This is a genomic window from Actinoplanes utahensis (assembly GCF_016862455.1).
GTDB lineage: Bacteria > Actinomycetota > Actinomycetes > Mycobacteriales > Micromonosporaceae > Actinoplanes > Actinoplanes utahensis.
The window spans coordinates 40,494-67,285 of the sequence record NZ_BOMZ01000010.1 but is presented as its reverse complement, the minus strand read 5'-3'; the positions used below and the strand labels follow the sequence as shown (position 1 = coordinate 67,285).

26 protein-coding genes are annotated in these 26,792 nt (G+C 71.9%); 16 read left to right on the top strand and 10 right to left on the bottom strand.

The window, feature by feature from the left end:
- Positions 1-125: 125 nt before the first annotated feature.
- Positions 126-920, bottom strand: a complete 795-nt coding sequence (locus Aut01nite_RS02520; RefSeq protein WP_084000218.1) for a DUF1775 domain-containing protein — start codon at positions 918-920, stop codon at positions 126-128.
- Between the two features lie 84 nt (positions 921-1,004).
- Between Aut01nite_RS02520 and Aut01nite_RS02515 the strand changes: the two genes are divergently transcribed.
- From Aut01nite_RS02515 to Aut01nite_RS02500, 4 genes are read left to right on the top strand one after another with little or no spacing between them, the layout of a single operon-like run.
- Positions 1,005-1,217 carry an RNA-binding S4 domain-containing protein gene (locus Aut01nite_RS02515; protein ID WP_043533775.1) on the top strand — a complete coding sequence of 71 codons (213 nt, stop codon included), beginning with the start codon at positions 1,005-1,007 and terminating at the stop codon, positions 1,215-1,217.
- A 50-nt stretch (positions 1,218-1,267) separates the two neighbouring features.
- Positions 1,268-2,164 carry a hypothetical protein gene (locus Aut01nite_RS02510; protein WP_043533776.1) on the top strand — a complete coding sequence of 299 codons (897 nt, stop codon included), beginning with the start codon at positions 1,268-1,270 and terminating at the stop codon, positions 2,162-2,164.
- 54 nt (positions 2,165-2,218) lie between these two features.
- Entirely contained in the window at positions 2,219-2,731 is a 513-nt protein-coding gene (locus tag Aut01nite_RS02505; protein ID WP_043533777.1) for a hypothetical protein, read from the top strand.
- A gap of 10 nt (positions 2,732-2,741) precedes the next feature.
- Positions 2,742-3,302 carry a TetR/AcrR family transcriptional regulator gene (locus tag Aut01nite_RS02500; RefSeq protein WP_052164680.1) on the top strand — a complete coding sequence of 187 codons (561 nt, stop codon included), beginning with the start codon at positions 2,742-2,744 and terminating at the stop codon, positions 3,300-3,302.
- On the opposite strand, the gene Aut01nite_RS02495 is transcribed toward Aut01nite_RS02500, so the two are convergent.
- On the bottom strand, positions 3,303-3,857 hold the full coding sequence (locus tag Aut01nite_RS02495) for a GNAT family N-acetyltransferase (protein ID WP_084000220.1): 555 nt from the start codon (positions 3,855-3,857) through the stop codon (positions 3,303-3,305).
- A gap of 100 nt (positions 3,858-3,957) precedes the next feature.
- Positions 3,958-4,326, bottom strand: coding sequence for an FKBP-type peptidyl-prolyl cis-trans isomerase (locus Aut01nite_RS02490; RefSeq protein WP_043533778.1), 369 nt, complete (start codon positions 4,324-4,326; stop codon positions 3,958-3,960).
- 120 nt (positions 4,327-4,446) lie between these two features.
- On the opposite strand from Aut01nite_RS02490, the gene Aut01nite_RS02485 reads away from it, so the two are divergent.
- The 7 genes from Aut01nite_RS02485 (at position 4,447) to Aut01nite_RS02455 (ending at position 10,297) form a co-directional block, all read left to right on the top strand.
- A complete protein-coding gene (locus Aut01nite_RS02485; protein WP_043533837.1) occupies positions 4,447-5,337 on the top strand; it encodes a lytic polysaccharide monooxygenase in 891 nt (296 codons plus the stop codon).
- 105 nt (positions 5,338-5,442) lie between these two features.
- The gene (locus Aut01nite_RS02480) at positions 5,443-5,718 is read left to right on the top strand and encodes a hypothetical protein (RefSeq protein WP_043533779.1); all 276 of its coding nucleotides are present in this window, start codon (positions 5,443-5,445) and stop codon (positions 5,716-5,718) included.
- Between the two features lie 27 nt (positions 5,719-5,745).
- Positions 5,746-7,137 (top strand): DUF4331 domain-containing protein, encoded by a 1,392-nt coding sequence (locus Aut01nite_RS02475; protein WP_043533780.1) that lies wholly within the window; start codon positions 5,746-5,748, stop codon positions 7,135-7,137.
- Positions 7,134-7,493, top strand: a complete 360-nt coding sequence (locus Aut01nite_RS02470; RefSeq protein ID WP_043533781.1) for a hypothetical protein — start codon at positions 7,134-7,136, stop codon at positions 7,491-7,493. The genes Aut01nite_RS02475 and Aut01nite_RS02470 overlap by 4 nt, the downstream gene beginning before the upstream one ends.
- A 10-nt stretch (positions 7,494-7,503) precedes the next feature.
- Positions 7,504-8,517, top strand: coding sequence for an AraC family transcriptional regulator (locus tag Aut01nite_RS02465; RefSeq protein WP_236643228.1), 1,014 nt, complete (start codon positions 7,504-7,506; stop codon positions 8,515-8,517).
- 155 nt (positions 8,518-8,672) lie between these two features.
- Positions 8,673-9,194 carry a SigE family RNA polymerase sigma factor gene (locus Aut01nite_RS02460; protein ID WP_043533782.1) on the top strand — a complete coding sequence of 174 codons (522 nt, stop codon included), beginning with the start codon at positions 8,673-8,675 and terminating at the stop codon, positions 9,192-9,194.
- Complete coding sequence (locus Aut01nite_RS02455; protein WP_043533783.1) at positions 9,191-10,297, top strand: hypothetical protein; 1,107 nt, start codon at positions 9,191-9,193, stop codon at positions 10,295-10,297. The genes Aut01nite_RS02460 and Aut01nite_RS02455 overlap by 4 nt, the downstream gene beginning before the upstream one ends.
- A gap of 127 nt (positions 10,298-10,424) precedes the next feature.
- Here the strand turns inward: Aut01nite_RS02455 and glgC are convergent, their stop codons facing one another.
- The 3 genes from glgC to Aut01nite_RS02440 form a co-directional block, all read right to left on the bottom strand.
- Positions 10,425-11,657 carry a glucose-1-phosphate adenylyltransferase gene (gene glgC, locus Aut01nite_RS02450; protein WP_043533784.1) on the bottom strand — a complete coding sequence of 411 codons (1,233 nt, stop codon included), beginning with the start codon at positions 11,655-11,657 and terminating at the stop codon, positions 10,425-10,427.
- Positions 11,658-11,744: 87 nt separating this feature from the next.
- Positions 11,745-13,946: a putative bifunctional diguanylate cyclase/phosphodiesterase gene (locus tag Aut01nite_RS02445; protein WP_161790765.1), complete on the bottom strand. Its 2,202-nt coding sequence runs from the start codon at positions 13,944-13,946 to the stop codon at positions 11,745-11,747.
- A gap of 11 nt (positions 13,947-13,957) precedes the next feature.
- The gene (locus Aut01nite_RS02440; protein WP_043533785.1) at positions 13,958-15,571 is read right to left on the bottom strand and encodes a GGDEF domain-containing protein; all 1,614 of its coding nucleotides are present in this window, start codon (positions 15,569-15,571) and stop codon (positions 13,958-13,960) included.
- 60 nt (positions 15,572-15,631) lie between these two features.
- Here Aut01nite_RS02440 and glgA point away from each other — a divergent pair, with 60 nt between their 5' ends.
- The 3 genes from glgA to Aut01nite_RS02425 all read left to right on the top strand — a co-directional run bounded on the left by glgA (position 15,632) and on the right by Aut01nite_RS02425 (position 19,419).
- On the top strand, positions 15,632-16,822 hold the full coding sequence (glgA, locus tag Aut01nite_RS02435; protein WP_236643229.1) for a glycogen synthase: 1,191 nt from the start codon (positions 15,632-15,634) through the stop codon (positions 16,820-16,822).
- Entirely contained in the window at positions 16,819-18,435 is a 1,617-nt protein-coding gene (locus tag Aut01nite_RS02430; RefSeq protein WP_043533786.1) for a glycoside hydrolase family 10-like protein, read from the top strand. Before glgA ends, Aut01nite_RS02430 begins: the two co-directional genes overlap by 4 nt.
- A gap of 279 nt (positions 18,436-18,714) precedes the next feature.
- Positions 18,715-19,419, top strand: coding sequence for a hypothetical protein (locus Aut01nite_RS02425; RefSeq protein WP_043533787.1), 705 nt, complete (start codon positions 18,715-18,717; stop codon positions 19,417-19,419).
- Here Aut01nite_RS02425 and Aut01nite_RS02420 read toward each other — a convergent pair whose 3' ends face one another.
- From Aut01nite_RS02420 to Aut01nite_RS02410, 3 genes are all read right to left on the bottom strand, one after another.
- Entirely contained in the window at positions 19,420-19,671 is a 252-nt protein-coding gene (locus tag Aut01nite_RS02420) for a hypothetical protein (protein ID WP_043533788.1), read from the bottom strand.
- Between the two features lie 312 nt (positions 19,672-19,983).
- A complete protein-coding gene (locus Aut01nite_RS02415; RefSeq protein ID WP_043533789.1) occupies positions 19,984-20,829 on the bottom strand; it encodes an RpnC/YadD family protein in 846 nt (281 codons plus the stop codon).
- Positions 20,830-20,977: 148 nt separating this feature from the next.
- Positions 20,978-22,591, bottom strand: a complete 1,614-nt coding sequence (locus Aut01nite_RS02410; RefSeq protein ID WP_043533790.1) for an ABC-F family ATP-binding cassette domain-containing protein — start codon at positions 22,589-22,591, stop codon at positions 20,978-20,980.
- A gap of 67 nt (positions 22,592-22,658) precedes the next feature.
- Between Aut01nite_RS02410 and Aut01nite_RS02405 the strand changes: the two genes are divergently transcribed.
- A complete protein-coding gene (locus tag Aut01nite_RS02405) occupies positions 22,659-24,443 on the top strand; it encodes a Xaa-Pro dipeptidyl-peptidase (RefSeq protein ID WP_043533791.1) in 1,785 nt (594 codons plus the stop codon).
- Here the strand turns inward: Aut01nite_RS02405 and Aut01nite_RS02400 are convergent.
- On the bottom strand, positions 24,436-25,251 hold the full coding sequence (locus Aut01nite_RS02400; RefSeq protein WP_043533792.1) for a PhzF family phenazine biosynthesis protein: 816 nt from the start codon (positions 25,249-25,251) through the stop codon (positions 24,436-24,438). The genes Aut01nite_RS02405 and Aut01nite_RS02400 overlap by 8 nt on opposite strands.
- A gap of 115 nt (positions 25,252-25,366) precedes the next feature.
- On the opposite strand from Aut01nite_RS02400, the gene Aut01nite_RS02395 reads away from it, so the two are divergent.
- A complete protein-coding gene (locus Aut01nite_RS02395; protein WP_043533793.1) occupies positions 25,367-26,791 on the top strand; it encodes a sigma 54-interacting transcriptional regulator in 1,425 nt (474 codons plus the stop codon).
- Position 26,792: the final 1 nt, after the last annotated feature.

Here is a 26,792-nt window from a genome sequence, read left to right as displayed (position 1 = left end):
TCACGGGCCTTGCCCGGGCCCCACCCGCTGGTCGCGGTCGTGCGCCCCACGCGCTCGCCACGACAGGTTCCACGCCCACCCGCGTGGAACCTTCTCCCTCGCAGGCCCGGCCTGCATGGGAAGTCTCAGTCCTTGTAGCTCCACTTGCCGCCGGCGCCGGCCCCGACGGGCTCCTTCTCCTCCGGCGAGGTGGGGCCGTCGTCCGGCTCCTCCTCCTTGGCGCGATGCCGGCCGCGCAGCAGCATCCCGCCGGCGCCGAGCAGGGCCAGCACGGCCACGCCCCACCCGGACAGCGAGAGCCACGACGGGCCGTCGTCCTGGGCGTTCGCGGCGAGCTGCGCGAACAGCGCCTCCTCGGCCGAGGCCGTCCCGGTGCCCGCGCCGCCGTGGTGCGACACCGGCCGGCTGCCGTCCGACGGGGTCAGGGTCACGGTCGCCGGCATGACCGGGCCGGCCGCGCCCCCGGCGTACTTCGTCTCCACGGTGAACCGCATCGAGCTCAGCGTGGGCAGCGGCCCGAGAGCGACCGTCAGGTCCGCGGACTTCCCCGGCTCGATGGTGACGCCGTTCACCGCGAGCCAGACGATCGAGTCGGCGGCCTCGGTGGTGGGGGTGGCGCCGTGGATGGTCTTCAGCGGCACGGTGAGCTTCCGATAACTGATCTTCGGAGCCCAGTCGTCCACCGACAGCGGGTACACCTCCGCGACCGGGGTGTCCGCCGGGATCCTCAGTGTCACCTCGGTGATCGGCGACGTGCCCTCATTGGTCACATGGAAGCTCAGGTTCGCTCCACTGCCCTGCGGCGCCGTCGGCGGGTTCACGGTCACGTCCGCCGCGGCCGGGCCGGCGGCGAAGAACACGCCGGCAGCGGTCACAGCGGTCAGCACGCCCGCGCGGCGGGCCCTCGTCGGATGCCTCACGACATGTAGTTCGGATCACCGGTCCCGATGGTTCAACGCGGACCCAGAAGATTTCCGGACGATCTCGTGGCGGATGATGAACCCATGCGTGACGTGCCCATCGACGGCGACATGATCCGGCTCGGCCAGTTCCTCAAGCTGGCCGATCTCACCGACACCGGCGGGGAGGGCAAGATCCTGATCAGCTCCGGCGACGTGACGGTCAACGGCGAGGTGGACACCCGGCGGGGCCGTCAACTCCATCCGGGTGACGTGGTCGAGGTGCTCGGACGCCGGGCCCGGGTGGTCGCCGAATAACTTCGGCCCGGGGCCGGAACCCGGGAGGGACCTGGGTCGTCGTACAAATCATGACCATTCACCGCGGCCTCCTGACCGCCGCCGCCGTCCCCCTCCTGCTGCTGAGCGCCTGCGCACAGCCCGGCGCCGCCGGTGTGGCCGCCGCTCCGGCCTCGTCCTCCGCGCCGGTCACCGAGAGCGCCACCACCGAGGGCGCCGACGCGACCGTCGCCCTCCGCGTGGAGTACCGGGGCGGATTCGTCCCCGCCGAGACCATCCCGTCCCGGCTCCCGCTGTTCAGCCTCTACGCCGACGGGCGCGCGCTGACCGAGGGGCCGGTGACGCTGAAGTATCCCGGCCCGGCGCTGCCCAACCTGCAGGAGATCCGGATCAGCCAGGAGCGCGTCAAGGAGCTGACCACCGAGGCGGTCGCGGCGGGCGTCCGGGCCGGCGGCGACTTCGGCATCCCCGGCGTCGCCGACATGCCCAGCACCCGGATCACCGTGATCACCGAGAACGGCGAGCAGAGCGTCGAGGTGATGGCGCTCAACGGGGCCAGCCCGGACGACAGCGCGCTCACCAAGGAGCAGCACGCCGCCCGCAAGAAGCTGTCGGACTTCCTCGCGTCGCTGACCCGGATGGTCGCCGAGGCGGGCAGCCCGCCGGCCGCGGCCTATCGGCCGGAGCGGGTCGCGGTGCTGGCCCAGCCCTATCAGGACACCGGTGACGGCGCGGGTGGCGCCCCGGTCGCCTGGCCCGGCCCGGAGCTGCCCGGCGGCGTCCTCAATCCGAACCTCAAGATCAACTGCTTGACCGTCGAGGGTACGGAGAAGGATGAGGTCTGGGCGGCCGCGGAGAAGGCCACCGAGCGCACGCCGTGGGAGTCCGCCGGCAAGAAGTGGCAGATCGACTTCCGCCCGCTGCTGCCCGACGAGACGAACTGCGCCTCGCTGCAGAGGCAGTCGTGAACCCGATCGGCGAGGGTGTACCAGTAGTACACACCACCGGTACTCTTCCGCGGTATGAGGCTGGTGGTGCGTCTGCTCGGGACGACCGGTGTGCTGATCCTGCTGACCCAGCCGCTCTGGGCTCCGCAGTGGGGCGGCGGCATCCTGACGGAGATCGCGGGGCGGCCCCCGTGGATTAGCGCCGCGATCGTCCTCGGGTTCCTCGGCCTGGTCGCGCTCTACTGCCGCACCCTGCAGCGCACGCTGACGACGGTGCGGCCGTGGGCGCGCCGGGCCCGGCCCGCCTCGGTGTGGTGGATGTTCGCGGTCCCGCACAACTTCGTCGAGGACTTCTTCATCGTCCGGGCGGTCGCCGCCTCGCTGGCCGCCGACGGCGTCCCGCCCGGGCCGGTGCGGCGCTGGTCGATCCTCGGATTCGGCTGGTGCGCGGCCCAGATCGTCTCGCTGCTGCCCGGCGTGGCCGGTCTCGCCGGGGGAGCGGTGGCGCTGCCACTGTGGGCCGTCCACTGGCACCTCACCGTCCGCCTCAACGCCGCGCGAGCGCGCCGGCCACCAGCCGGAACCTAGGATTCCGGGCATGCCGCTGCCCCGCTTCGACCGCCTTCCCCCCGCGACCCGTGCCGCCATCCTGGCCGTGGCCCGCGAGCATTTCGCGCGAGACGGGCGGGACGGCGCCTCGTTCAACCGGATCATCGCGGACGCGGGGATCTCCAAGACCAGCGCGTACCACTACTTCGACGGCAAGGACGACCTGTTCGCGGTGGTCGCGGCCGACGCGGGGGAACGGGTGCGGGAGGTGCTCGGCCGATGGGAGCCGGTCACCACCCCCGACGAGCTGTGGGAACGCTTCACCGACGGCGCCGGGCGGCTGGCGCGGCACCTGCGGGAGCAGCCGGCCGACCGGGCGGTGCTGGCCGCGGCGAGACCCCGGCCCGGCGACGAGGACCCGTGGATCAGCGCCCTGGTCGCCGACGGGGTGCGGATCGGGCTGATCGACCCGGCCCCCGGCCTCGCGCTGATCACCGCGGCGACCGTCGCGGTCGTCGGGGTGGCCGACGCGCGGGCGCTGGAGCGGCCCGCCGACGACGTGACGGGGGCGCTCCGGCTGCTGCTGGAACGGCTCTGGGGCACCCGCTGATCACCAGACGTCGCCGTCGCGCCAGTCGCAGATCAGCTCGCCGGTGACGTCCAGTCCCGGAACGGGCCGGACCAGCGTGCCGCCGTCGTCCTCCGGGGTGCGCACCACTCCGCCCGGCGAGAGGACCGCTGTCGGGCCCTGCCACACCACCCAGCCGCGGCCCAGGTAGAGGTCGCGGCCCGCCGCGGAGGCGGAGAGGGCGCCCAGCTCGAAACCACCGTCGATCAGCCGCTCGGCCTCGGTCATCACGGCCGACGCCAGCCCGCGCCGCCGCCAGGCCGGGTGGACCGCGACCGCCTCGACGTAACCGCAGCGCAGCGTCCGCCCACCGAGCAGGAACCGGCGCTGCACCACGGCGCCGTGCGCGACCGGGACGCCGTCGTGCGTGATCAGCAGGTGCGAGCCGCCCTGCGCGTGATCCCAGTCGTGGTCGTCGAACCCGCCGTCGAAGGCCAGGTCGAGCAGGTGGCGGATCGCCTGCCGCGCACCGGGGTCCAGATCGGCGGTCGGGACCGTGCGCACCGTCGGCACACCGGGATACTCCATCGGAACCATGCTTCTCAGGATGACGGCCGGTGCTGTCGATCCTCTATCGAAATACGACCGTCCCGCCCGGTGGCCGATCCCGCGGGGCGGCCACCGGGCGGTGTGCGGCTCAGTGGACCTGGAGCAGGTCCACCACGAAGACGAGGGTCTCGTTCGGCTTGATCGCGCCGGCGGCACCGCGCGCGCCGTAACCCAGGTGCGGCGGGATGATCAGCTTGCGGCGGCCGCCGACCTTCATCCCGGCCACGCCCTGGTCCCAGCCGGCGATGACCTGCTGGCCCGCCACCCGGAAACCGAACGGCTCGCCCCGGTTGTAGGAGGCGTCGAACTCCTTGCCCGTGGACTGGGCGACACCGACGTAGTGGACGCTCACGAAGTCGCCGGGCTTCGCCTCCTGGCCCTCGCCCACGACGATGTCCTCGATCGCCAGCTCGGTGGCGGGAGCGTCGGGAATGGGGCCGACATCGGGCTTGCTCATGAATCCTCCTGGTTTCTTACTGACTCGGCCATGCAATCACAGGTCGATGGCCGCTGAACGAGCGGTGCCTGAACTCCGTACCTCCGGGTGCTCCACTCGTCCGCCGCACCGGGAGAACCCATGCTCGTCCGACGTCTCGCCGCTCTCGGCCTGCTGGCCACGGCCGCCGTGCCGGCCCTGCCCGCGCCCGCGCTGGCCCACGGGTCGCCGGTGACCCCGATCAGCCGGACCGCGGCCTGCGCCGGCAACGGGACCGCGCGGGACGCGACGGCCTGCCGGGCCGCGCTGAAGGCCACCGGCGGATTCCTCGGGGCGTACGACAATCTGCGGCTCGCGAACGTGAACGGCGACGACCGGGCCCGGGTGCCGGACGGGCGGTTGTGCAGCGGCGGGCTGGAGGACTACCGGGGACTGGACCTGGCCCGCGACGACTTCCCGTCCACGACGGTGCGGTCCGGGCAGAACCTGAGGATCACGTATCGGGGGACCATCCCGCACCGGGGGTCGTTCCGGATCTACCTCACCGAGCCGGGATACGCGCCGGACCGGAAGCTGAACTGGGCCGACCTCACCGAGCTGGCCGAGGTGAAGGATCCGCCCCTGACCGATGGGTCGTACCGGATGCGGGTCGATCTGCCGCGGCGGACCGGGCGGCACATCCTCTACGTGGTGTGGGCGACCACCAGCACCCCGGACACCTACTACTCCTGCTCCGACCTGGTGTTCCCGGCCCCGGTGGCGACCAGGGCTCCGTCGCCCGCCGCCTCCTCGCGGGCGCCGTCGCCCGCCGCCTCGCCGGCGGCCGCCGGCTCGCGGGCTCCCGAGTCCGCCGGGACGAAGACGGCGCCCCCGGTACGGCTCTCCGGGACGCCGGTCCCGGTGCTCGCCGCGGCGGAGGACGACGGGATGACCGGTTTCGGTCACTGGCTGATCGGCGGGGCGATCACCGTCGCGCTGCTGGCCGCAGCCGGTGCGGGCCTCTCCCGCCTGCGCCGGCGCGGAGACCGGTGAGGGGCTTCGCCGATTTTCCGTTGAACCGCCCGCATCCGGATCTCGTACTGACGGGCGTCGACGATCCACCGCCTGGCAGGCCCCCCAAACGACGAAAGGCCAAGCATGAGTCGTGTTCGTTACCGCGCCCCGGGCCATACCTCGTGGCTGTCGCGCCGCCGCGTGCTGGCGCTGGCCGCGACCGGCGTGGGCGTCTCCGCCGCCTCGGTGGCCGGGCTGAGCCTCGCCGGCGAGTCGGGGAGCGACGACGACGGCGCGCCGCTGGTGGTCTCCCTGCGCGACGTCAAGAAGGGCACGATCGATGTCTTCTCCGGCGAGAAGGTCACCACGATAACCGACAAGGAACTCGTCGCGAGCCTGCTCAAGGCCGCCGGTCGCTGACCTCCCCCCGACAGGAGATTCCCCCGCATGTCCTCGCACCGCGAAGCGCCGGAGATCAGCAAGGATCCCGTCGCCGACAGTTCCGACCTGTACGCGTTCGTCAGCCCCGACGATCCGGACACCGTCACGATCATCGCCAACTACGTGCCGTTGCAGATCCCCGCCAGCGGCCCGAACTTCTTCGAGTTCGGCGACGACGTGCTGTACGAGATCCACATCGACGCGAACGGCGACGCCCGGCCGGACGTCACGTACCAGTTCCGGTTCCGCACCGAACTGCGCAACGACAAGACGTTCCTGTACAACACCGGCCAGATCGAGTCGCTGGACAGTGCGAACTGGAACCGCCGCCAGTTCTACTCGGTCACCAAGGTCGACAGCCACGGCAAGAGCACCGTGCTGGCGAACAAGCTGCCGTGCCCGCCCTGCAACGTCGGCAAGATCTCCATCCCGGATTACGACAAGCTGGCCGCGGACGCGGTGAAGAAGCTGAAGACCGGGGAGAAGGTCTTCGCCGGGCAGCGCGCCGACGCCTTCTTCGTCGACCTCGGCTCGATCTTCGACCTGGGAACCCTGCGCCCCTTCCAGGACGAGCACCTGGTCGGCGCGCAACTGTTCAACTACGCCGGCAAGGCGGTCAACGCCACCGACAAGACCAACGTGCACAGCATCGCCCTGCAGATCCCGCTGCACATGGTCCGCCGGGACGGCAAGAAGCGGGTCCGGGCCAAGGACGCCGGCGCGGTCATCGGCGTCTGGACCTCGGCCAGTCGCCGGCAGGTCGAGGTGCGCGGCGACAAGGGCTCCGGCGACGTCGTGGTGGGCCCGCCGGTGCAGGTGTCCCGCCTCGGCAACCCGCTGTTCAACGAGGTCATCGTGCCGATGGCGCAGAAGGACAAGTGGAACAGCCTGCCGCCGAGCGAGGACAAGCGGTTCGCCGAGTTCGTCGCCACCCCGGAGCTCGGCGCGCTGCTGCCGGCGCTCTACCCGGGCCTGTTCGACAACCTGGCCGCCTTCAACAAGACGAAGGACCCGCGTGCGGATCTGCTGGCGATCCTGCTGACCGGCATCCCGGACGGGATCATCGAGGGCTTCCAGAACAACACCGGCACCCTGCAGGCCGACATGCTGCGGCTGAACACGGCCATCCCGCCGGCCAAGAAGGAGAACGCCTTCGGGGTGGTCGGTGGCGACCTCGCCGGCTTCCCGAACGGCCGCCGGATCGCCGACGACGTCGTCTCCATCTCGATCCGGGCCGTCGCCGGGGCGACGCTGCCGCTGGTGAACAAGGAGTTCACGGCGGATGCCGCGGCCGGGCTGGTCGAGCAGGGGCTGACCATCAAGGACGTCAGCGCCTCGCTGCTCAAGAAGTTCCCGTTCCTGCCCACCCCCTTCGACGGATTCGGAAACCCCTCATGAGCCACGGTCACCACCACCACACGCTCGCCCCGTCCGGACAGGGGACGGTCATGCTGAACATCGGCGGCCCGATCGGCGCGCTGATCATCAACACCGGGGCGCGGTTGCAGGGGCACGAGATCGAGGTGTCCCCGGTGGAGGACACCGGACGGCGTACCCACGCCGCGGTGCGCGCCCGTTATGTCCGCTCCGGTGTCACCTTCTGCGTGGTCATCGACAGCCTTCCGGAGGGCCGTTACGTGGTCTGGCAGGACGCGGACACCCCGCTCACGCAGGTCGAGGTGCGGGGCGGTGCGGTCGCGGAGGTCACCTGGCCGGCACATCTGGTCCCCGGCCGGATGCCGGTTCCGGTCTAGTCTGGACGGCATGGCAGGCGGTCGGCTCCCGGGCCCGGCGTCGCCGGGCGCGGACATCCCGGTCCATGTCGGCCTGCGCACCACCGACATGGACGAGGCCCGGGAGTTCTGCCGCCGGATGTACTACGGGCCGCTGCGGATCGAACCGGTCGGCGACGCCCCCCGCATCGACTTCTCCGCGGACGTGGTGCTGCTCGGCCCGATCACCGTCGGCGAGGTGGGGTACGGCACCGACATCCGGGTGTCGATCGAGGCGCTCGAGACGGCGTACCACGTCCTGGTGCCCCTCACCGGGGTGCTGCGTTCCCGGCACCGCGGCGCGGTGGCGCACGCCGACCCGACCCGGGCCCTGGTCTACCGCCCGACCGGCGACATCGAGCTGGACTGGCCCGGCTCCTGCCGCCTGCTCAGCGTCAAGGTCGAACGCGCCGCCCTGGAACGCGAGGTGGACGCCGCCCTCGACCAGCGGGTCGTCTCCCCGCTGCCGCTCGGCACCGGGTTCGACCTGGTCGACGGCCCCGGCCGGACCTGGGCGGCGCTGGTGCGGCTGCTGCTGTCCGAGCTGTGCGGGCCGGACGGGCTGGCCAGCCAGCCCCGGATGGCGGCCCGCTGGCGGGACATGGTGGTGTCCGGGCTGGCCCTGACGGTCGAGCACCCCTACGGCGAGGAACCGGCGGGACTTCAGGGACCACACCGGCCGCGTACGGTCAAACGCGCTCTCGACGCGATGCACGCCGAGCCCGGCCGCGAGTACCGTACGCGGGATCTCGCGGACCTCGCCGGCGTGGGTGTGCGCGTGCTGCAGGAGGCGTTCCGCCAGCACGTCGGCATGTCCCCGCTCACCTACCTGCGCCGGCTGCGCCTGGACCACGTGCACGCCGAGCTCTCCCGCGCCGACGCCGGGCAGGCCAGTGTCAGCGAGGTCGCGTACCGGTACGGCTTCACCCACCTGGGCCGGTTCGCCGGCGCCTATCGAGCCCGGTTCGGCGTGACCCCGTCGCAGACGCTGCGCGACCGGAGGTGACGGCCGGTCAGGCCGGTGGCCGCAACGGCGGATGCCGGACGGTGGCCGGTCCGCGCCGATGGTCGATCAGGTGACCCGGCAACCTTTCGGGTGCCGGCAGGCGTCTTGGTGGGCGACATGCCGTCATCCACATCCAGCGATCGGGGAATCCTCGGGTGGAGACCACTGAGGACGATTTCGACTCCTTCGTCCGCGCCCGGACGCACGCCCTGCTGCGTTCGGCCTACCTGCTCACCGGTGACCAGCAGCTCGCCGAGGACCTCGTGCAGTCGGCGCTCAGCCGCACCCACCAGGCCTGGAAACGGCTGGCCGACCCCGCCAACGCCGAGTCGTACGCCCGCCGCACCATGTACCACCTCCAGGTCTCCTGGTGGCGCCGGCGCCGGGTGGCGGAGGTGATCCCGGAACGACTACCGGACCGGCCGGGCCCGGACGACCATGCCGCGGCAGTGAGCCTGCGCCTCACCCTCCGGGACGCCCTGTCCCGGCTGACCACCCGGCAGCGGGCCGTGCTGGTGCTGCGCTTCTACGAGGACCGCACCGAACGGGAGGCCGCTGACCTGCTCGGGGTCAGCGTCGGCACGATCAAGAGCCAGACCGCCAAAGCCCTGGCCCGGATGCGGGCCGTAGCACCCGGACTCGCCGACTTCGACAGCCGGAACGGAGCCCTGTCGTGAACACTCCCATCGATCCCTTCGGTTCCCCGGATCGCGGCGCCCTGCATGAGCAACTGACCGTTCTCGCCGACGAGGTCGCACCCGCGGATCTGCGGGACCGGGTCCTCGCGTCGTCGCGCCGGGCGACCGTGCGCCGCCGTAGCCTGCTCGCCACCTCCGCGGCCGTCGCGGTGGCGGCCGTCGTGGCCGGCGTTGCCTGGGCCGGGGTGCCCGCGGCACACCGGGAGCAGGTCCCGCCCGCGGCCACGGTTCCGGTCCCCGGCAGCGGCGCCGCCTTCGACGACGGGCCGTACGTGCCGGGCGGCACCCGCTACCTGTCCTACGACGGCCGGGTGAAGCTGGCGATGGGCGGGGCCTTCGAGGCGGTCAAGACCGAATTCACGCCGCCGGGTGCGGTGTGCGGCGTGGCCGTCTCCCCGGATCGGGCACGGATCTCCTACGTCACGCCCGGGAACGGGGACCTGATCGTGGCCGACCTCGACGGGTCCCACCCCCGGGTGCTGCATACCGGAGTGTCCTGTGCCGGAGGGGACGGCCCGGTCTGGCTCACGGCGCCGCAGCGGATCCTCGTCCGGCAGCTCGCCGGCGGGCCGCGGATGGCCGTCGACCCGGTGTCCGGGCAGATCGGCGAGACCCCGCTGAAGGACGTGACCGGATACCTGGCCCGGTCCCCGCGCGGTCTCCACACCGCATACCGGTCAGGGAACGAGATCGTGGTGCTCCGGTCCGAGGGCCCGGAGGTCGTGCACCGGGTGACGCCCGCGGGCGTGGACGGGAACGGTGGATTCAGTGTGCAGGCCGTCACCGATGACGGCCGGCGGGTGGTGATCGGGCCGGCCGGCACCGCCGCCGAACCGGTGCGCACCGGCACCCGGCTGATCGACACGGCCACCGGGCAGGAGGTGGACCTGCCGGCGGCGCTCGGTTTCCCGGCGGGCGCGGAGGTGGCGGCGATCCAGCCGGCGAACCGGGACCATCTGCTGGTCCAGATGGTCAGCGACGCGGGCTGCGACCTCTACCTGCTCGATGCGGGCAACCGGGTCGTCGACCACCGCTCCGAACCGGCCGAGGTCCGCGCGGCGACCCTCCTGCCCCCGGCCTGACCCGCCCGCCGCCCCCACCCGGCGGGCGGCGAACCGACGTGATGCCGGGCGGCCCCGACACCGCCCGGCCGATCGACGGGAGCGCTTGCGCCGTACCACCGCAAGGGTTGGATCCGGCGATAGCGCGTCAGAGCTCGACGCGCTGGCCCTTGCCGATGACGACGACGCCGTTGTCGCTGACCGTGTAGAGCTTGCGGTCGCGGTCCAGGTCGACGCCGATCTGGGCGCCCTCGGGGATCACCACGTTCTTGTCGATGATGGCGTTGCGGATGACCGCGCGGCGGCCGACCGAGACGCCCTCCATGATCACCGCGCCGTCGACGTGGGCCCACGAGTTGACCCGGACGTTGGGGGAGATCACCGAGCGTTCCACCAGGGCGCCGGAGACCACCACGCCGGGGGAGATCATCGAGTCGATGGCGCGGCCCTGGCGGTCGTCGTAGCCGTGCACGAACTTGGCCGGCGGCCAGGAGCCGTAGTTGGTGAAGATCGGCCAGTCGTGGTTGTACAGGTTGAAGATCGGCAGGGTGGCGATCAGGTCCATGTGCGCCTCGTAGAACGAGTCGAGCGTGCCCACGTCGCGCCAGTAACCACGGTCCCGGTCGGTGGCGCCGGGCACGTCGTTGTCGCGGAAGTCGTAGACGTTCGCCTCGCCGCGCTCCACCAGCATCGGGATGATGTTGCCGCCCATGTCGTGCTTGCTGTCCGGGTTCTGCGCGTCGAGGGTGACGGCCTCGCAGAGCGCCCGGGTGGTGAAGACGTAGTTGCCCATCGACGCGTACACCTCGTCGGGGGAGTCGGGCAGGCCGGTCGCGTCCTTCGGCTTCTCCCGGAACGCCTTGATCTTCTTGCCGTCCGGGCCGACGTCGATGACGCCGAACTGGTCGGCGAGCGACAGCGGCTGGCGGATCCCGGCGACGGTGACCGCGGCGCCCGAGGCGATGTGGTCGTTGACCATCTGCTTCGGGTCCATGCGGTAGATGTGGTCGGCGCCGAACACGATCACGTAGTCCGGCGACTCGTCGTTGATCAGGTTGAGGCTCTGGTAGATCGCGTCGGCGGAGCCGGCGAACCAGCGCGGGCCGAGCCGCTGCTGCGCGGGGACCGGGGTGACGTAGTTGCCCAGCAGCGTCGACATCCGCCACGTCTTGGAGATGTGCCGGTCCAGGGAGTGCGACTTGTACTGGGTCAGCACGACGATCTTCAGGTACCCCGCGTTGGCGAGGTTGGACAGCACGAAATCGATCATGCGGTAGATGCCGCCGAACGGCACACCGGGTTTCGCCCGGTCAGCCGTCAACGGCATCAGGCGCTTGCCTTCGCCACCAGCCAGAACGATCGCAAGCACCTTGACAGCCATGGGGAGGACGCTAATATTCCGGCCGCCCACGCGCCACCCGAAAGGGCGGTTAGAAATATCTTGCTGCGGCTGCAAGGCGCTTACCGGTCAGGCGGCGGGCTCCCGAACGGTGTCCCGCAACAGCGAATCGATCGACCGGGCGTCGGCCGGACGGCCGAAATGGTAGCCCTGCGCGAGCGGGCAGGACAGCTCCCGCAGCAGGTCCGCCTGCGCTCCGGTCTCCACCCCCTCGGCCACGGCGAGCAGCCCCTGACTGCGCGCCAGTTCCAGGATCGCCCTGGTCAGGCTCACGTCGGTGGGCTTCGGCGGATCCTGCAACCGGCGGATGAAGGACTGATCGATCTTGAGAATGTCGACCGGCAGCGTGTGCAGATAGGCCAGCGAGGAGTAGCCGGTGCCGAAGTCGTCGATGGCGATCCGGACGCCGTGCGCGCGCAGCGTGCCGAGCACCGGAGTATCAGCGGCGTCGATGAGAACCGATTCGGTGATCTCCAGCACCAGCGCCGCCGCGGGCAGCCCGGTGCCGGCCAGAACCGCCAGGACGCCGTCGGCGAAGCCGGGGTCGCGCAGCTGGTGGGTGGAGACGTTCACGGTCAGGTAGAGGCCGTGCTCGCGGTGCCAGACGGCGGCCTGCGCACACGCCAGCCACAGCGCCCGCGTGCCGACCGCGCCGATCAGGCCGGTCTGCTCGGCCACCGGGATGAACACGCCCGGCGGCACGAGCTCGCCGTCGCGGCGCCAGCGCATCAGCGCCTCCACCCCGGTCATCCGGCCGGTCCCGGCGTCCACCACCGGCTGGTAGTGCATGAACAGACTGCCGTCGGCGAGCGCCTGGCGCAGCCCGGCGGCGATCCGGGCGCGTTCGGTCTGCTCGGCGCGCAGCGACTCGTCGAACCGGGCCGGGCGGGCGCCGCCGGCCTGCTTCGCGGCGCGCAGGGCCAGATCGGCGTCGCCGAGGACGGTGTCGTTGCCCGGCACGCCGTCGGCGAGCCCGGCCCGCGCGGTCAGCGGGATCCGCCGCTCGTCCACCACGAACGGCGCCGCCGCCACCGCGCCGACGACCCGCCCGGCCAGCTCGCCGGCGTCCGCCCCGGACGTGACCAGGAAACCGAACTCGTCGCCGCCCAGCCGGGCGACCAGCTCGACCTCCGGCGCGAACAGCAGCAGCCGTCCCGCCACCTGCCGCAGCACGGTGTCACCGACGTGATGCCCGTAGGTGTCGTTGACCTCCTTGAACCCGTCCAGCGCGCACAGGATCAGCGCGTACGGACGGTCCCCGGCCACGGCCCGGCCCAGGTGGTCCAGCAACAGGTCCCGGTTGGCGAGCCCGGTCAGCGCGTCGTGCCCGGCCCGGTACGCCAGCCGCCGCTGGAGCACCTGCTGCTCCTGCAACGCCGCCCGGGCCTGCCCGGCCCGCCGCTCGGCGAGCCGGGCGAGCAGCACGATCCGCAGCAGCAACAGCCCGCAGACACCCGCGGTGAGCAGCGCCGGGACGACCACGACGGCCCGCCGGTCGGCGATCGCCGGGATCAGCGGGCTGGCCACCGCGGCGGTGCACATCGCGATCAGCGGCCGCCGCCCGACCCCCTCCGCGCCCGGCAGGTAGACGCCCGCGCCGGGGTGCAGCGCGGCGGCCGCGACCAGCACCCAGCAGAACTGGATCATCAGGTGGGCGGGGCCGCCGGGCAGGAACGGCACGGTCCCGGCGGAACCGGTCGCGGCGTACACCAGATGGGGGGTGAGCAGCAGCAGGCCGCCCGCCGCGAGCAGCCGGGCCGGGCCGCGCCGGGCGTCGGCCAGGTTGCGCAGCACGGTCGCCAGGATCGCGATGTCGATCACCGCGTAGAGCATCGCCAGCGCGTTGCCGACCTGCTGGTAACCGGGTTCGCCCAGGTACGGCAGCACGACGAAGGACCAGGCCACCATCGCCAGGCCGAGCACCACGGCGCCCGCCTCGGCGGCCGAGCCCGGCTGCTTGCGCCTGCCGAACTGGAAGGCGCCGGCGGCGTAGAGGGCGTACGGCAGCGCCATCGACAGGCCCATCGGCGTGTTCGCCGGCACGCCGGAGCGGATGCTCCAGCCGGCGGCGGCGATCAGCCCGGCGAGGGCGGCGGCGAACAGCAGCCACCAGCCGCAGCGGTGCCGGCACGCGGCCCGGTAGAGGACCACGACGACGGCGGCCTGCAGCAGCAGCCAGAGGACGATGCTGTTCAGCGCGTACGCGCCGAGCACCGCCGTGGTGCCGCCCGCGAGGGCGTACTGCCAGGCCGGGAGCCGGTGGATGTGCACGTGGGCCATGGTCACCCCGCCCCGGTTGCGGCCCGGTTGCGGTCGCGGTCGCCTTCGGGAGTGTGGTTGTGGTCGCGGTCGCCTTCGGGAGTGTGGTTGTGGAGGCGGTCGCCTTCGGGAGTGTGCACCCGGTAACGCGCCCGCCCCGCCGCCTTCGCCGCGTAGAGGGCCACGTCGGCGTCCCGCAGCGCGTCCGCGGAGGTGCCCGCGTCGTCCAGGTGCAGCACGCCGATGCTGGCCGACACCCGGACCGGGGCGCCGCCGACCACATGCTCGCGCGCGGCCGCGGCCAGCAGCGCGTCCGCGGTGCCGAGGGCGTGCCCGCTGCCGTGGTCCGGCACGATCACCGCGAACTCGTCGCCGCCGAGCCGGGCGACCAGCGCGTCCGGGGCCGTACGCCGGAACTCCGCCCCCAGCGCCACCAGCAGCTCGTCCCCGACCGGGTGCCCGAGCGTGTCGTTGACCTCCTTGAATCCGTCCAGGTCCAGCAGCAGCAGCCAGCCCCGCCCACCGGCCGGCCGGTCCACCGCGACGGCGAGGGCCTCGGTCAGCGCGGCCCGGTTGCCGAGCCCGGTCAGCGGGTCGTGGGTGGCCCGATGCTCCAGTTCCGCGCGCAGCGCCTGCTGTTCGCGCAACGCCACGTCGAGCTGGTGGGCACGCCGCTGCGCCAGGTTGCCGATCATGCCCATCCGCAGCACCAGCAGCACACTCACCCCGATGCCCAGCAGCATCGGCAGCAGGAACAGGCTGAGGTCGCCCGGCACCGGCGGGGCGCCCGGCGGTGGGCCGGCCGGCGGTGAGCCGGCCAGCCGGTTCAGCGTGGCGAGGCCGGTGAGCAGCGGGTACAGGGCGGTCAGCGCGGCGAACAACCCGAGCCGGACCCGGGTCAGCCGCTGCGGCTCGCCGCTGTGCTCCACCACCGCCATCGACGGGTGCAGGGCCGCCGCCGCGACGATCAGGTGCCCCACGATCCAGGCGACGAAGTTCCAGGTGGCCGGCGGCCGGTCCCAGGCCATGGCCGAGGCGAACGCGATGTCCGTGGCGAACCCGAGCAGGGTCCCCGCCACGACCAGCTGGTGCGCGCGGTTGCGCGGATCGCCGGCCAGCAGCACCACGGCGGCCGCCGCGGCCCGTACCAGCGCGAGCAGGGTGTAGACGGCGAAGACCGCGGCCGGGGTCGGGCTGTGCCAGCGTTCGGCGAGGACCGGGCCGATCACCAGGGACCAGCCGCCGGCCATCACCCCGATCATCACCATCGCGCCGTCGACCAGGTTGGCCCGGTGCTGACCCGGCTGGGAGCAGGCCCGTGCCCGGATCAGCAGGGCCACCGTGAACAGCAGGAAGGCGAGGCCGAGCAGCACCTGGTCGAGCACCGGGCCGGGGCCGCGCGTTCCGTCCAGGTGGGTGCCGGCGAACGCGAACAGGCCGAGCGCGGTCAGCCGCCAGAAGAGCGGGCGGTCCGGGCGGTACCGACGGATCCCGGCCAGCACCGCCGCACCGGCGCCCGCCTCGGTCGCCGCCAGCAGCGCCTCGTCCCAGGGCACGGGCAGGGTCAGCGCGGCGGTGACCACCGCCACACCGCCGAGCAGGAAGCCGGGCCACAGCCAGCAGTCGAGCCGTTTCACACCCGCCCTCATCGACACCGGGACGGGCCGGCATGAGTGGTTCCCGGCTAAGCTGCGTGCGTGCTGCGTGCCGATCTGATCACCCGTGAATACCCGCCCGAGGTCTACGGCGGCGCCGGCGTCCACCTCGAATACCTGTCGCGTGACCTGCGCCGACTCGCCGACGTGCGGGTGCACTGCTTCGGCGCCCCGCGCGACGAGGCCGGTGTCACGGCGTACCCCGAGCCCGCCGAGCTGGCCGGTGCCAACGCCGCGCTGCGCACCATGGGGGTGAACCTGGCGATCGCCGAGGGCTGCGCCGGGGCCGACGTCGTGCACAGCCACACCTGGTACGCGAACTTCGCCGGCCACACCGCGAAACTGCTGCACGGCGTCCCGCACGTGCTAACCACGCACAGCCTGGAGCCGCTGCGGCCGTGGAAGGCCGAGCAGCTCGGCGGCGGTTACGCGCTCTCCTCGTTCTGCGAGCGGACCGCGATCGAGAGCGCGGACGCGATCATCGCGGTGTCCGGCGGGATGCGGCGGGACGTGCTCAAGGCGTACCCCTCGGTGGATCCCGACAAGATCCACGTCGTCTACAACGGCATCGACACGTCGCTCTATCAGCCTTCCTTCGAGACCGACGTGGTCGACCGCCTCGGTATCGACCGCAACCGGCCCAGCGTCGTCTTCGTCGGCCGGATCACCCGGCAGAAGGGCCTGCCGTACCTGATGCGGGCCTGCCGTGACCTGCCCGCCGAGGCGCAGATCATCCTGCTCGCCGGCGCCCCGGACACCCCGGAGATCGCGGCCGAGGTCGAGCTCCTGGCCCGGGAGCTGCGGGAGGCCCGCGACCCGCAGGGCGTGATCTGGGTGCAGGAGATGCTGCCCAAACAGGACGTGGTCCAGGTGCTCACGCACGCCACCGTGTTCGTCTGCCCGTCGATCTACGAGCCGATGGGCATCGTCAACCTGGAGGCGATGGCCTGCGAGACCGCGGTGGTCGCCACCGCGACCGGCGGCATCCCCGAGGTGGTCGCCGACGGCGAGACCGGCCTGCTGGTCCCGATCCAGCAGGTCGAGGACGGTACCGGCACCCCCGTCGACCCCGACCGGTTCGTCGCGGACCTGACCGCCACCCTCGCCCGGCTGCTCGACGACCCGCAGCTGGCCGAACGGATGGGCAAGGCCGGCCGCCGCCGCGCCGTGGAGAGGTTCAGCTGGTCCCGCATCGCCGAGGACACCCTCGAGATCTACCGGTCGGTGCGGTGAGCCTGTTACGCCGGCCACCGCTGTGGGTGGCTCTGCTGCTGTCGGCCGCGCTGTTCGCGGTGGGTGTGCTCGGTCTCGGCCTGGTCCGCGCGGCGTTCCACCAGCCGCCGGACGTGACCGCCGCCGGGCAGCCCCTGGAAGTGGCCGAGGGGCCGGCGTTCAGCGAGGCCGGCTCGTGCGGCACACAGAAGGTGCGCGCGGCACGTGAGCTGCGCGGCATGTGGCTGACCACGGTCTACAACATCGACTGGCCGAGCCGGCCGGGACTGCCGCAGGCGACGGTCAAGGCCGAATACCTGAAATGGCTGGACCTCGCCGTCCAGCAGAACCACAACGCGATCTTCGTGCACGTGCGGCCCAGTGGCGACGCGTTCTGGAAGTCCGCGTACGCGCCGTGGTCGAACTGGCTGACCGGGCGGCTGGACGGGGCCGACCCGGGCTGGGACCCGATGCAGTTCATGATCGACGAGGCGCACGCGCGGAACCTGGAGTTCCACGCCTGGTTCAACCCGTACCGGGGCACCCAGCCGGCCCCGTCGGGCGCCGGCACCGACCTCACCAAGCTCGCCCCGAACCACCCGCTGCGGGCCCACCCGGACTGGCGGATCGCCTACCCGAGCGGCTCCAAGGGCCGGTTCTACTTCGACCCAGGCAACCCGGCCGCCCGCACGTTCGTCGAGGACGCGATGCTGGAGGCCGTCCAGAAGTACGACATCGACGGCGTCCACTTCGACGACTTCTTCTACCCGTACCCGGAAGAGGGCGAGGACTTCCCGGACGACGCCTCCTACGCCCGGCACGGCGCCGGGAAGAGCCGCGCCGACTGGCGCCGGGACAACGTCAACACCCTGGTCCGCGAGATGAAGGAGCGGATCACCGCGCTCAAACCGTGGGTCAAGTTCGGGATCAGCCCGTTCGGGATCTGGCGCAACGGCGGCGAGGGCTCCGACACCAAGGGCCTGGAGAGCTACAGCGCCATCTACGCCGACACCCGCACCTGGGTACGCGAGGGCTGGCTCGACTACATCGTCCCGCAGCTCTACTGGACCATCGGGTTCGGCAAGGCCGACTACGCCAAGGTGCTGCCCTGGTGGACGAAGACGGTCAAGGGCACCGGGGTGCAGCTCTACATCGGGATGGCCGACTACCGCGTCGGCGAGAAGGGCGACTGGAGCGACCCCGGCCAACTCGACCGGCAGATGGCCCTGAACGACCAGCTCGGCGTCCAAGGCCAGGTCCACTACAGCGCCAAGATGGTGCGCGACGACAAGCTCGGCTCGGTCACCCGGTACCGCGGGAAGCATTACGCCTCCCCGGCCCTGCTGCCGCGGATGGCCCGGCTCCCGGCCTCACCTCCGGCGGCGCCACGCCTCACGGCGGCGACCAGGTCCGCTTCCGGCGCGGTCACCCTGACGGTCGCGGACGCCGCGGGTGCGAGCTGGGCCCTTTATCGTACGGACGACGAAGGCGCCGCCCTGATCGCCACCGGACGGGCCGGCACACCCGTGGTCGACCCGAAACCCCCGGCCGGAACCGCCACGTACTGCCTGAGCGGCCTGGACCGGTCCGCCAACGAGGGGCCCCTGAGCAGCCCGTTCACCACCGCCGGCTGACCGCTCCCGCACCACCGGCCGGCCGGTCGCACTCGTTCTCACCGCCGGCCGGTCGCGCTCGTTGTCACTGCCGGCCGGTCGGTGTGCGCTCGTTGTCACCGCCGGTCGGCCGGTCGCGCTCGTTGTCGCCACCCGGCCGGTTCGTCGTGCTCGTTGTCGCCACCGGTCGGCCGGTCGCATTCGTTGTCATCGCCGGTCGGCGGCCTGGCCGACCAGCGACTACCGCCGCAAGTTCACCGTTTCGTCCCGGTAATGATCGTTGTGCGGAAAGCTTGACTCGTGCTCCGATGCCTGCCGCTCACGGCCGCCCTGTCTCTCACCACCATTCTCGGGATCCCGGCCCCGGCGGTGGCCGCGCCACCGCCCGAGGCCGTCGCGGTGCGAGGGGAGACCCCGGACCGGGACCGGCTCTCCGACGCACTGCTCGGCGGCCGGGAACTGCCGGCCGGGTTCACCCCGCAACCGGACGCCATCGACGACCTCTTCGCCCGGATCGCCGGGGAGATCACGGCGTGCGGTAAAGCCGGTGGGCTGCCGGAGACGACCGTCTACCGCGAGTTCGTCCGCGGCGCCGGCGACGAGGAACTGCTGGTCCAGACCGTGTCCGCGCCCGGGATGAAGGAGGCGCGGGCAGCGGTCGCCGCCCTCGGCGGGGTGCTGCCCGGCTGCACCGCGTTCACCCGGGCGGCGGGGGAGTTGCCGATGGAGATGCGGTTCGCGCTCAGTTCGTACCCCCGAGCCCCGAAGATCGGGGATGCCACGGCCGGAATCGCCTTCGTGATGACCGTCCCCACCCTGAATCTGGCCGTCAACGGCCGCCTCCTGGCCGTCGCCGCGGGCGCCGCCCACACCACCGTCCTCCTGATGACCGAATCCTCCCCGAAGACAGCCGACCTGGAAGCCGCCGCCCGCACTGCCGTGGGCAAACTGGCAGCTCTGAAACAGTCCGTGCCGACCGGCGACCGCGTGGCCGCGACGCGCTGATCAGGAACGCAGCTCCGCCGGCGTGGCGCCGGCGACGATGCGGGCGATGTTGCCGTCCCGGTCATGGCCGGCGAGGTGCCGGGCGAGGTCGTCCAGGTCGTCGATCTCGCCGAACTTCGCCCGTAGCAGCGCCCGCATCAAGTCGACGCGGCCTTCGGTGATGCCCTGCTGCCAGCCTTCGGTAATGCCCTGCTCGCGGCTGCGCTGGGCGAATTCGCGGCCCAGTTCGCTCTGTTCGGGGATGTTGCTCATATCTCTCCCTCCGTAATGCGTCGAGGACCTGAGACACCGGCGTGCCTCCACGAGGCACCGAGCTCAGGCTGATTGGCCTTGTCGATCGCCTGCGGCGCTGCCGTGACCTTGCTGCGCCCGCAGGTGAACGATCGGTGGATCAGGCATCGATGCGGCCGCGTTTCGGGCCGGAGCACCCGGCCTGGCCGTGACTCGCTGGTGGCTACTTCACCGTCCTGCTGACGGGTCCGTGCCGAAGACGCCCGGCCCAAAGCCGCCTTGCACGCCGTCACCACAGCGGAACTCGAAACGGACGTAAGTTGGACGCTTCGGTCAGGAGCGCAGCTCTTCGAGCGTGGCGCCGGCGACGATGCGGGCGATGTTGCGGTCTCGGTCCTGGTCAGCTGTCAGGTGCAGGGCAAGGTCATCCAAGTCGTCGATCTCGCCGAACCTGGCCAGCAGCAACGCTCGCATCCACTCGATATTGGCCTGCTCGCGGCTGCGCTGGGCGATCTCGCGGCCCAACTCGCTCTGCTCGAGGATGTTGCTCATGTCTCTCCTCCGTAGTGCGTCGAGGACCTGAGTCGCCAGCGTGCCTCCCACGAGCATACTGAGCTCGGCCTGGGTGATCTTCTCCTCGATGTGGTCGGTTGCGGCGATCTGGTCGACGACTCGTTCGACGATGTCGGGTGGCGGTTTGCGGGACCAGAGGGCGAGGGGCGCCAGCGGGCCGGCCAGGAGCGCGTCGGGGTCGAGGTCGTCGGGAACATTGACCGCCCGGTAGTCGAGCCGGGCCTGATCCCGGTGGAACCGCCCGGGATATCCGCCGCCCAGCGGCCAGATGACGACCTGATGGATCCGGTGACCGGTGGGGGTGTACTTGAGGGCCAGGGACGCCCAGTAGGCCACCATCCGCTCCTGGAAGTCCTCGGTCCGTTTGACCTGGACCTCGACGTGATAGATGTCGGCCGGGATCCCGTCGTCGTGCCGGACCAGGAACACCTTGTCGCGCTGGCGGCTGCGCTGGCGTGGCTGCTCGGTGGGCCCGTCGAGGATCACCTCACCGCCACGTAAGCGCGCACCGCAGAGCAGTTGTAACGCGTCCTGGGGGTGTGCTTCGAGAAGTGTCTTGTAGAGGCCGTCGAAGTCGCGGGCCCGGGTGGAAACGCCGTCGGTCACGGTTCCTCCTTCCGCGCCCGGCGATGGGCGCGGAAGCAGTCTGCCCCGACACGGAGCCAGTAGTCAAGCGTCAGGTGGTAGGGTGACTTCTAGGCGTGCGACGGGATGGGGCTCCTGGGGCGGCGCTGACGAGCGTGCGAGGGAAGGGTCAGCTCGTGACCTTGCCGCCGGTGACTTCGATGTGGCGGTTGGTGGCGACGGCCTCCAGCATCCGGCGGTCGTGGGTGACCAGCAGCAGGGTGCCGGTGTAACCGGTCAGGGCGGATTCCAGCTGCTCGATCGCCGGCAGGTCCAGGTGGTTGGTGGGCTCGTCGAGGACCAGCAGGTTGACGCCGCGGGCCTGGAGCAGGGCGAGGGCGGCGCGGGTGCGTTCGCCGGGGGAGAGGGTGGCGGCCGGGCGCAGCACGTGACCGGATCGCAGGCCGAACTTGGCGAGCAGCGTGCGCACGTCGGCGTCGGGCCAGTCGGGGACGGCGGTGCCGAAGGCGCGGACCAGCGGCTCGTCGCCGAGGAACAGGCCGCGGGCCTGGTCGACCTCGCCGACCACCACGCCGGGGCCCAGGTGCTGGGCGCCCGCGTCGAGCGGCAGGCGGCCGAGGAGGGCGGCGAGCAGGGTGGACTTGCCGGAGCCGTTGGCGCCGGTGATGGCGACCCGGTCGGCCCAGTCGATCTGGCAGGTGACCGGGCCGAGGGTGAAGTCGCCGCGCCGGACCAGGGCGTCGCGCAGGGTGGCGACGACGGCGCCGGACCGTGGGGCGGCGGCGATCTCCATCCGCAGGTCCCACTCCTTGCGGGGTTCCTCGACCACGTCCAGGCGTTCGATCATGCGCTCGGTCTGCCGGGCCTTCGCGGCCTGTTTCTCGCTCGACTCGCCCCGCATCGACTTGGCGATCTTGTCGTTGTCGGGGGCTTTGCGGCGGGCGTTGCGGACGCCCTTGTCCATCCAGGCGCGCTGCATGCGGGCGCGTTCGAGCAGGTCGTCCTTCTTGTCGGCGTACTCCTCGAACTGTTCCCGGGCGTGCCGCCGGGCCCGCTCGCGCTCGTCGAGGTAGGCGCCGTAGCCACCGCCGTACAGGTTGATCTGCTGTTGGGCGAGATCGAGTTCAAGGACTTTGGTGACGGTACGGGTGAGGAACTCCCGATCGTGGCTGACCAGCACGGTCCCGGCCCGCAGCCCGGCCACGAACGCCTCCAGGCGGGCCAGCCCGTCCAGGTCGAGGTCGTTGGTGGGCTCGTCGAGCAGGTAGATGTCGTAGCGGCTGAGCAGCAGCGACGCCATGCCGGCGCGGGCCGCCTGGCCGCCGGAGAGGGCGGTCATCGGCAGGTCGAGGTCGAACCCGAGATCGGCTTCGGCGATGCGTTCGTCGAGGTCGGCGCCGCCGAGGTCGAGCCAGCGTTCCAGCGCCGGGGAGTAGAGGTCCTCCTCCGAGTCGGCGAGGTTCTGGGCCGCCGACTCCATCGCGGTCTGGGCCGCGGTGACGCCGGTGCGCCGGCCCAGGAAGTCCCGCACGGTCTCGTCCGTGCGCCGCTCCCGCTCCTGCGGCAGATAGCCGACGTTGGCGGTGGGCGGGCTCAGCGAGACGTTTCCGTTCTCGGTGGGGATCAGTCCCGCGAGGGTGCGCAGGAGTGTCGTCTTGCCCGCCCCGTTCGCCCCGACCAGGCCGATCACGTCACCCGGCGCGACGACCAGGTCCAGTCCGCTGAAGAGGGTGCGGTCCCCGTGTCCCGCGGCGAGTTCCCGGGCGATCAGTGTGGCGCTCATCAGGCCTCATTCTAGGCGGTGCCACACCGGGGCCCATCGCATCGAGGTTTGGCGATACGGTGTGCCGATGCGACTGCTGGCCAGGGGCCTCTCCATCCTCATGGTTCTCGCCGGATCGTCGGCCATCGCCGCGACTCCGGCTCACGCCGCGACCGGGACCCAACCGGTCCACGACTACGCCTCAGCGATCCGGGAGCAGGTCTGGGTGCAGACTCCCGTCGACAGTGACTCGGACGGGCAGCCGGACCGGGTCGCGGTCCGGATCATCCGGCCGGACACCACGTCGAAGGTGCCGGTGATCTTCCAGCCGAGTCCGTACTACGCCGGCCTCAACGACATCCCGAACCACGACGACATCGACCGGGACGGCAGCGTCTCGGCGCAGAAGGCCGCGCCGGTGAACCGGGCCGACAACATCGTCTTCCCCGGATATCTGGACAACTACTTCGTGCCGCGCGGGTACGCCGTGATCTTCGCCGACAGCCTCGGCAGCGGCGGTTCGACCGGCTGCCCGACCTCGGGTGGGCGCAACGAGACGCTCGGCATGAAGGCCGTGGTCGACTGGCTGAACGGCCGGGCGCCGGGCTTCGACGCGAGCGGCGCGGCGGTGCGGGCCGGGTGGTCGACCGGGAAGACCGGCATGATCGGTGTCTCGTACAACGGCACCCTGCCGAACGCGGTCGCCAGCACCGGCGTGCGCGGCCTGGAGACGATCGTGCCGATCGCCGCGATCAGCAGCTGGTACGACTACTACCGCGCCAACGGCGGTGTCGTCGCGCCCGGGGGCTTCCAGGGCGAGGACACCGACATCCTCGCCAAGGCCGTCCTGACCAGGGCGAACCCGGAGGTGTGCGCGGATGTCATGGCGCACCTGGAACAGGCGCAGGACCGGGAGACCGGCGACTACAGCGCGTACTGGGCGGAGCGTGACTACCTGCGCGACGCCCACAAGGTCCGGGCTAGTGTGCTGCTGGTGCACGGGCTGCACGACTTCAACGTCCGCACCCTGCACGCCGGGCAGTGGTGGGAAGCGCTGGGCCGCAACGGCGTCGAGCGCAAGATCTGGCTGCACCAGGCCGGGCACACCGACCCGTTCAACATCCGCCGGGCCGAGTGGCTGGACACCCTGCACCGCTGGTTCGACCACTACCTCCACCAGATCGACAACGGGATCGAGCGGGAGCCGGCCGCCGACGTCGAGGTGGCCCCGAACCAGTGGGTGACCTCGAAGACCTGGCCGCTCAAGGGACGTGACACGACGCTGCGGCTGGGCGCCGGGCCGCGGCAGACGTTCACCGACGACACGTCACGGACCGCGGAGAGCCTGGCCGCCGCGCCGGACACCGCCGACGCGAACCGGTTCATCCACCTCACCGCGCCGCTGACCAAGGACACCCGGCTCTCCGGGACGCCCGAGATCACGGTCCGGGCGGACCTGGCCGGTGACTCGCCGTACCTGACGGCGCTGCTCGTCGACTACGGCGCCGCGGAACGGTACGCCGGGGTGCGGACGCTGCCCGAGCAGGACTGCATCGCGCCGGGCATCGAGGGCGACCCCGGCTGCTTCTTCAAACGGGAGTACGTGACGGCGACCACCGACCAGGAGATCGTCACCCGCGGCTGGATCGACGTGCGCAACCGGTTCTCGCCGGCGGTGACCACCCCGATCAGGGCCGGGAAGCCGTACACGTTCCGCTGGGAACTGCAGAGCACCGACCACGTGTTCAAGGCCGGCCACCGGATCGGCGTGGTGCTGATCTCGACCGACCGTGATCACACGCTGCGGTACCCGGCCGGCACCGTCGTCGGTGTCCAGCCGGGCGCCTCGTCCCTGCAGCTGCGCCTCAGCTGATCGGGACGGCCGGGCCGCTCACCCGCACGCCCGCGACCGCGGGGTCGAGGCGGACGGTGATGCGGCTCGGCCGGCCCATGTCGTCGCCCTGGCGCAGCGCGATCGTCGCGTCCGCGCCGGCCAGCCCCAGCGCACGCAGGTAACCGCCGAACGCCGCGGCCGCCGCCCCGGTCGCCGGGTCCTCGTAGACACCACCGATCGGGAACGGGTTCCGGACGTCGAACGACTCCGGGCCCTCCCGGAACACCAGCTGGATGGTGGTCCACCCACGCTCGGTCATCAGCGCCTTCAGTGCCGGCACGTCGTAGTCCAGGTCCGCGAGGCGCTCGCGGCTGGTCACGGCGATGATCGGGTGGTACGCCCCGGCGTATGCCACCTTCGGCGCGAGAAGCGGGTCCAGGTCGCCGGCGTCCCAGCGCAGCGCGTCCAGCAGCGCCGCCAGATCCGCCTCCGCGAGGTCCTTCACCTGCGGCTCCACACTGGTCAGCGTCGCCGTCCCGGCCTCGTCCACGAGCACCGGAACGTCACCGGCGTTGGTCTGGAACAGGTGCTCGCCGGGCCCCAGCGCCACCGCCGTCGCCACCGTGGCGTGCCCGCAGAACGGGATCTCGGCGAGCGGGCTGAAATAGCGCACCCGGAGACGATTCCCGTCACGGGCCGTCACGAATGCCGTCTCCGAGTACCCCACCTCGGCGGCGATCGCCTGCATCGCGGCGTCGTCGAGAGCGCCCGCGTCCAGGACCACGCCGGCGGGGTTGCCGCCGGCCGGGTCGAGCGTGAAGGCCGCGTACCGCTGAATCTCCGTCATGACGGCGAGCCTCGCGCCGCGGCACCCGCGGCGGCCAGAGCCAATCCCGCGGCCCTGGATGTGTCCGCTCCCACACACTCGATGAATGTCAGATCCCCGGAGTAGCGTTCGTGCGGTGACAGAGGCGCCGATCGCGATCACACCAATCCCGCCCACCGGCCTGCCGCGCACCGTGGGAGAGCTGCGAGCCTCCGGGCACGAGTTCCGCACGGTCAAGGAGGAGCTGCGGGCCAACCTGCTGCACCGGCTGCGCTCCGGCGAGCCCCGGTTCCCCGGCATCGTCGGCTATGAGGACACCGTGCTGCCCGAGGTCGAGCGGGCGCTGCTCGCCGGGCACGACATGGTGCTGCTCGGTGAGCGCGGCCAGGGCAAGACCCGGTTGATCCGGGCGCTGGCCGGCCTGCTCGACGAGTGGACGCCGTTCATCGAGGGCTCCGAGCTGCACGAGCATCCTTATCATCCGCTCACCCCCGCGTCCCGCCGGCTGGCCGCCGAGGCCGGCGACCTGCTGCCGATCGCCTGGCTGCACCGCTCCGAGCGGTATGGGGAGAAGCTCGCCACCCCGGACACCAGCGTCGGCGACCTGATCGGCGACGTCGACCCGATCAAGGTGGCCGAGGGCCGGGCCCTGGGCGACCCGGAGACCATCCACTTCGGCCTGGTCCCGCGCACCAACCGGGGCATCTTCGCCGTCAACGAGCTGCCCGACCTGGCCGAGCGGATCCAGGTGTCGCTGCTCAACGTGCTGGAAGAGCGCGACATCCAGGTCCGCGGCTACCAGCTGCGTCTCCCGCTGGACCTGCTGCTGGTCGCGTCGGCCAACCCGGAGGACTACACCAACCGGGGCCGCATCATCACCCCGCTCAAGGACCGGTTCGGCGCCGAGATCCGCACCCACTACCCGGCCGACCTGGAGCTGGAGACCGCGCTGATCGAGCAGGAGGCGGCCCTGGTCGCCGCGCTGCCCGCGCACCTGGTGGAGGTGCTGGCCCGCTACACCCGCGGCGTCCGCGAGTCGCCCTCGGTGGACGCGCGCTCCGGTGTGTCGGCGCGGTTCGCCATCGCGGCCGCCGAGACGGTGGCGGCGTCCGCGCTGCGCCGGGCCGGGCTGCGGGGCGAGCGGGAGCCGGTCGCCCGGATCTGCGACACCGTCTCGGTGACGTCGACGCTGCGGGGCAAGGTCGAGTTCGAGAGCGGCGAGGAGGGCCGGGAGACCGAGATCCTCGGGCACCTGCTGCGGGTCGCGACGGCCGAGACGTTCCGGGCCCGGCTGTCCGGGCTCGACCTGTCCGGTTTCACCGACCTGGTCGCCGAGGGCGCCCTGATCGAGACCGGTGACCTGGTCAGTGCCGAGGAGCTGCTGGCCCAGATCGGCACCGTCCCCGGCCTGGCGAAGGTGCTGGACCGGCTCGGGCTGGGCGACGCGCCGAGCCCCGGTCAGGCGGCGTCCGGCATCGAGTTCGTCCTGGAGGGGTTGCACCTGACCCGCCGGCTGGCCAAGGAGCTGACCGACGACGGCCGCACCGTCTACGGGAGCTGAC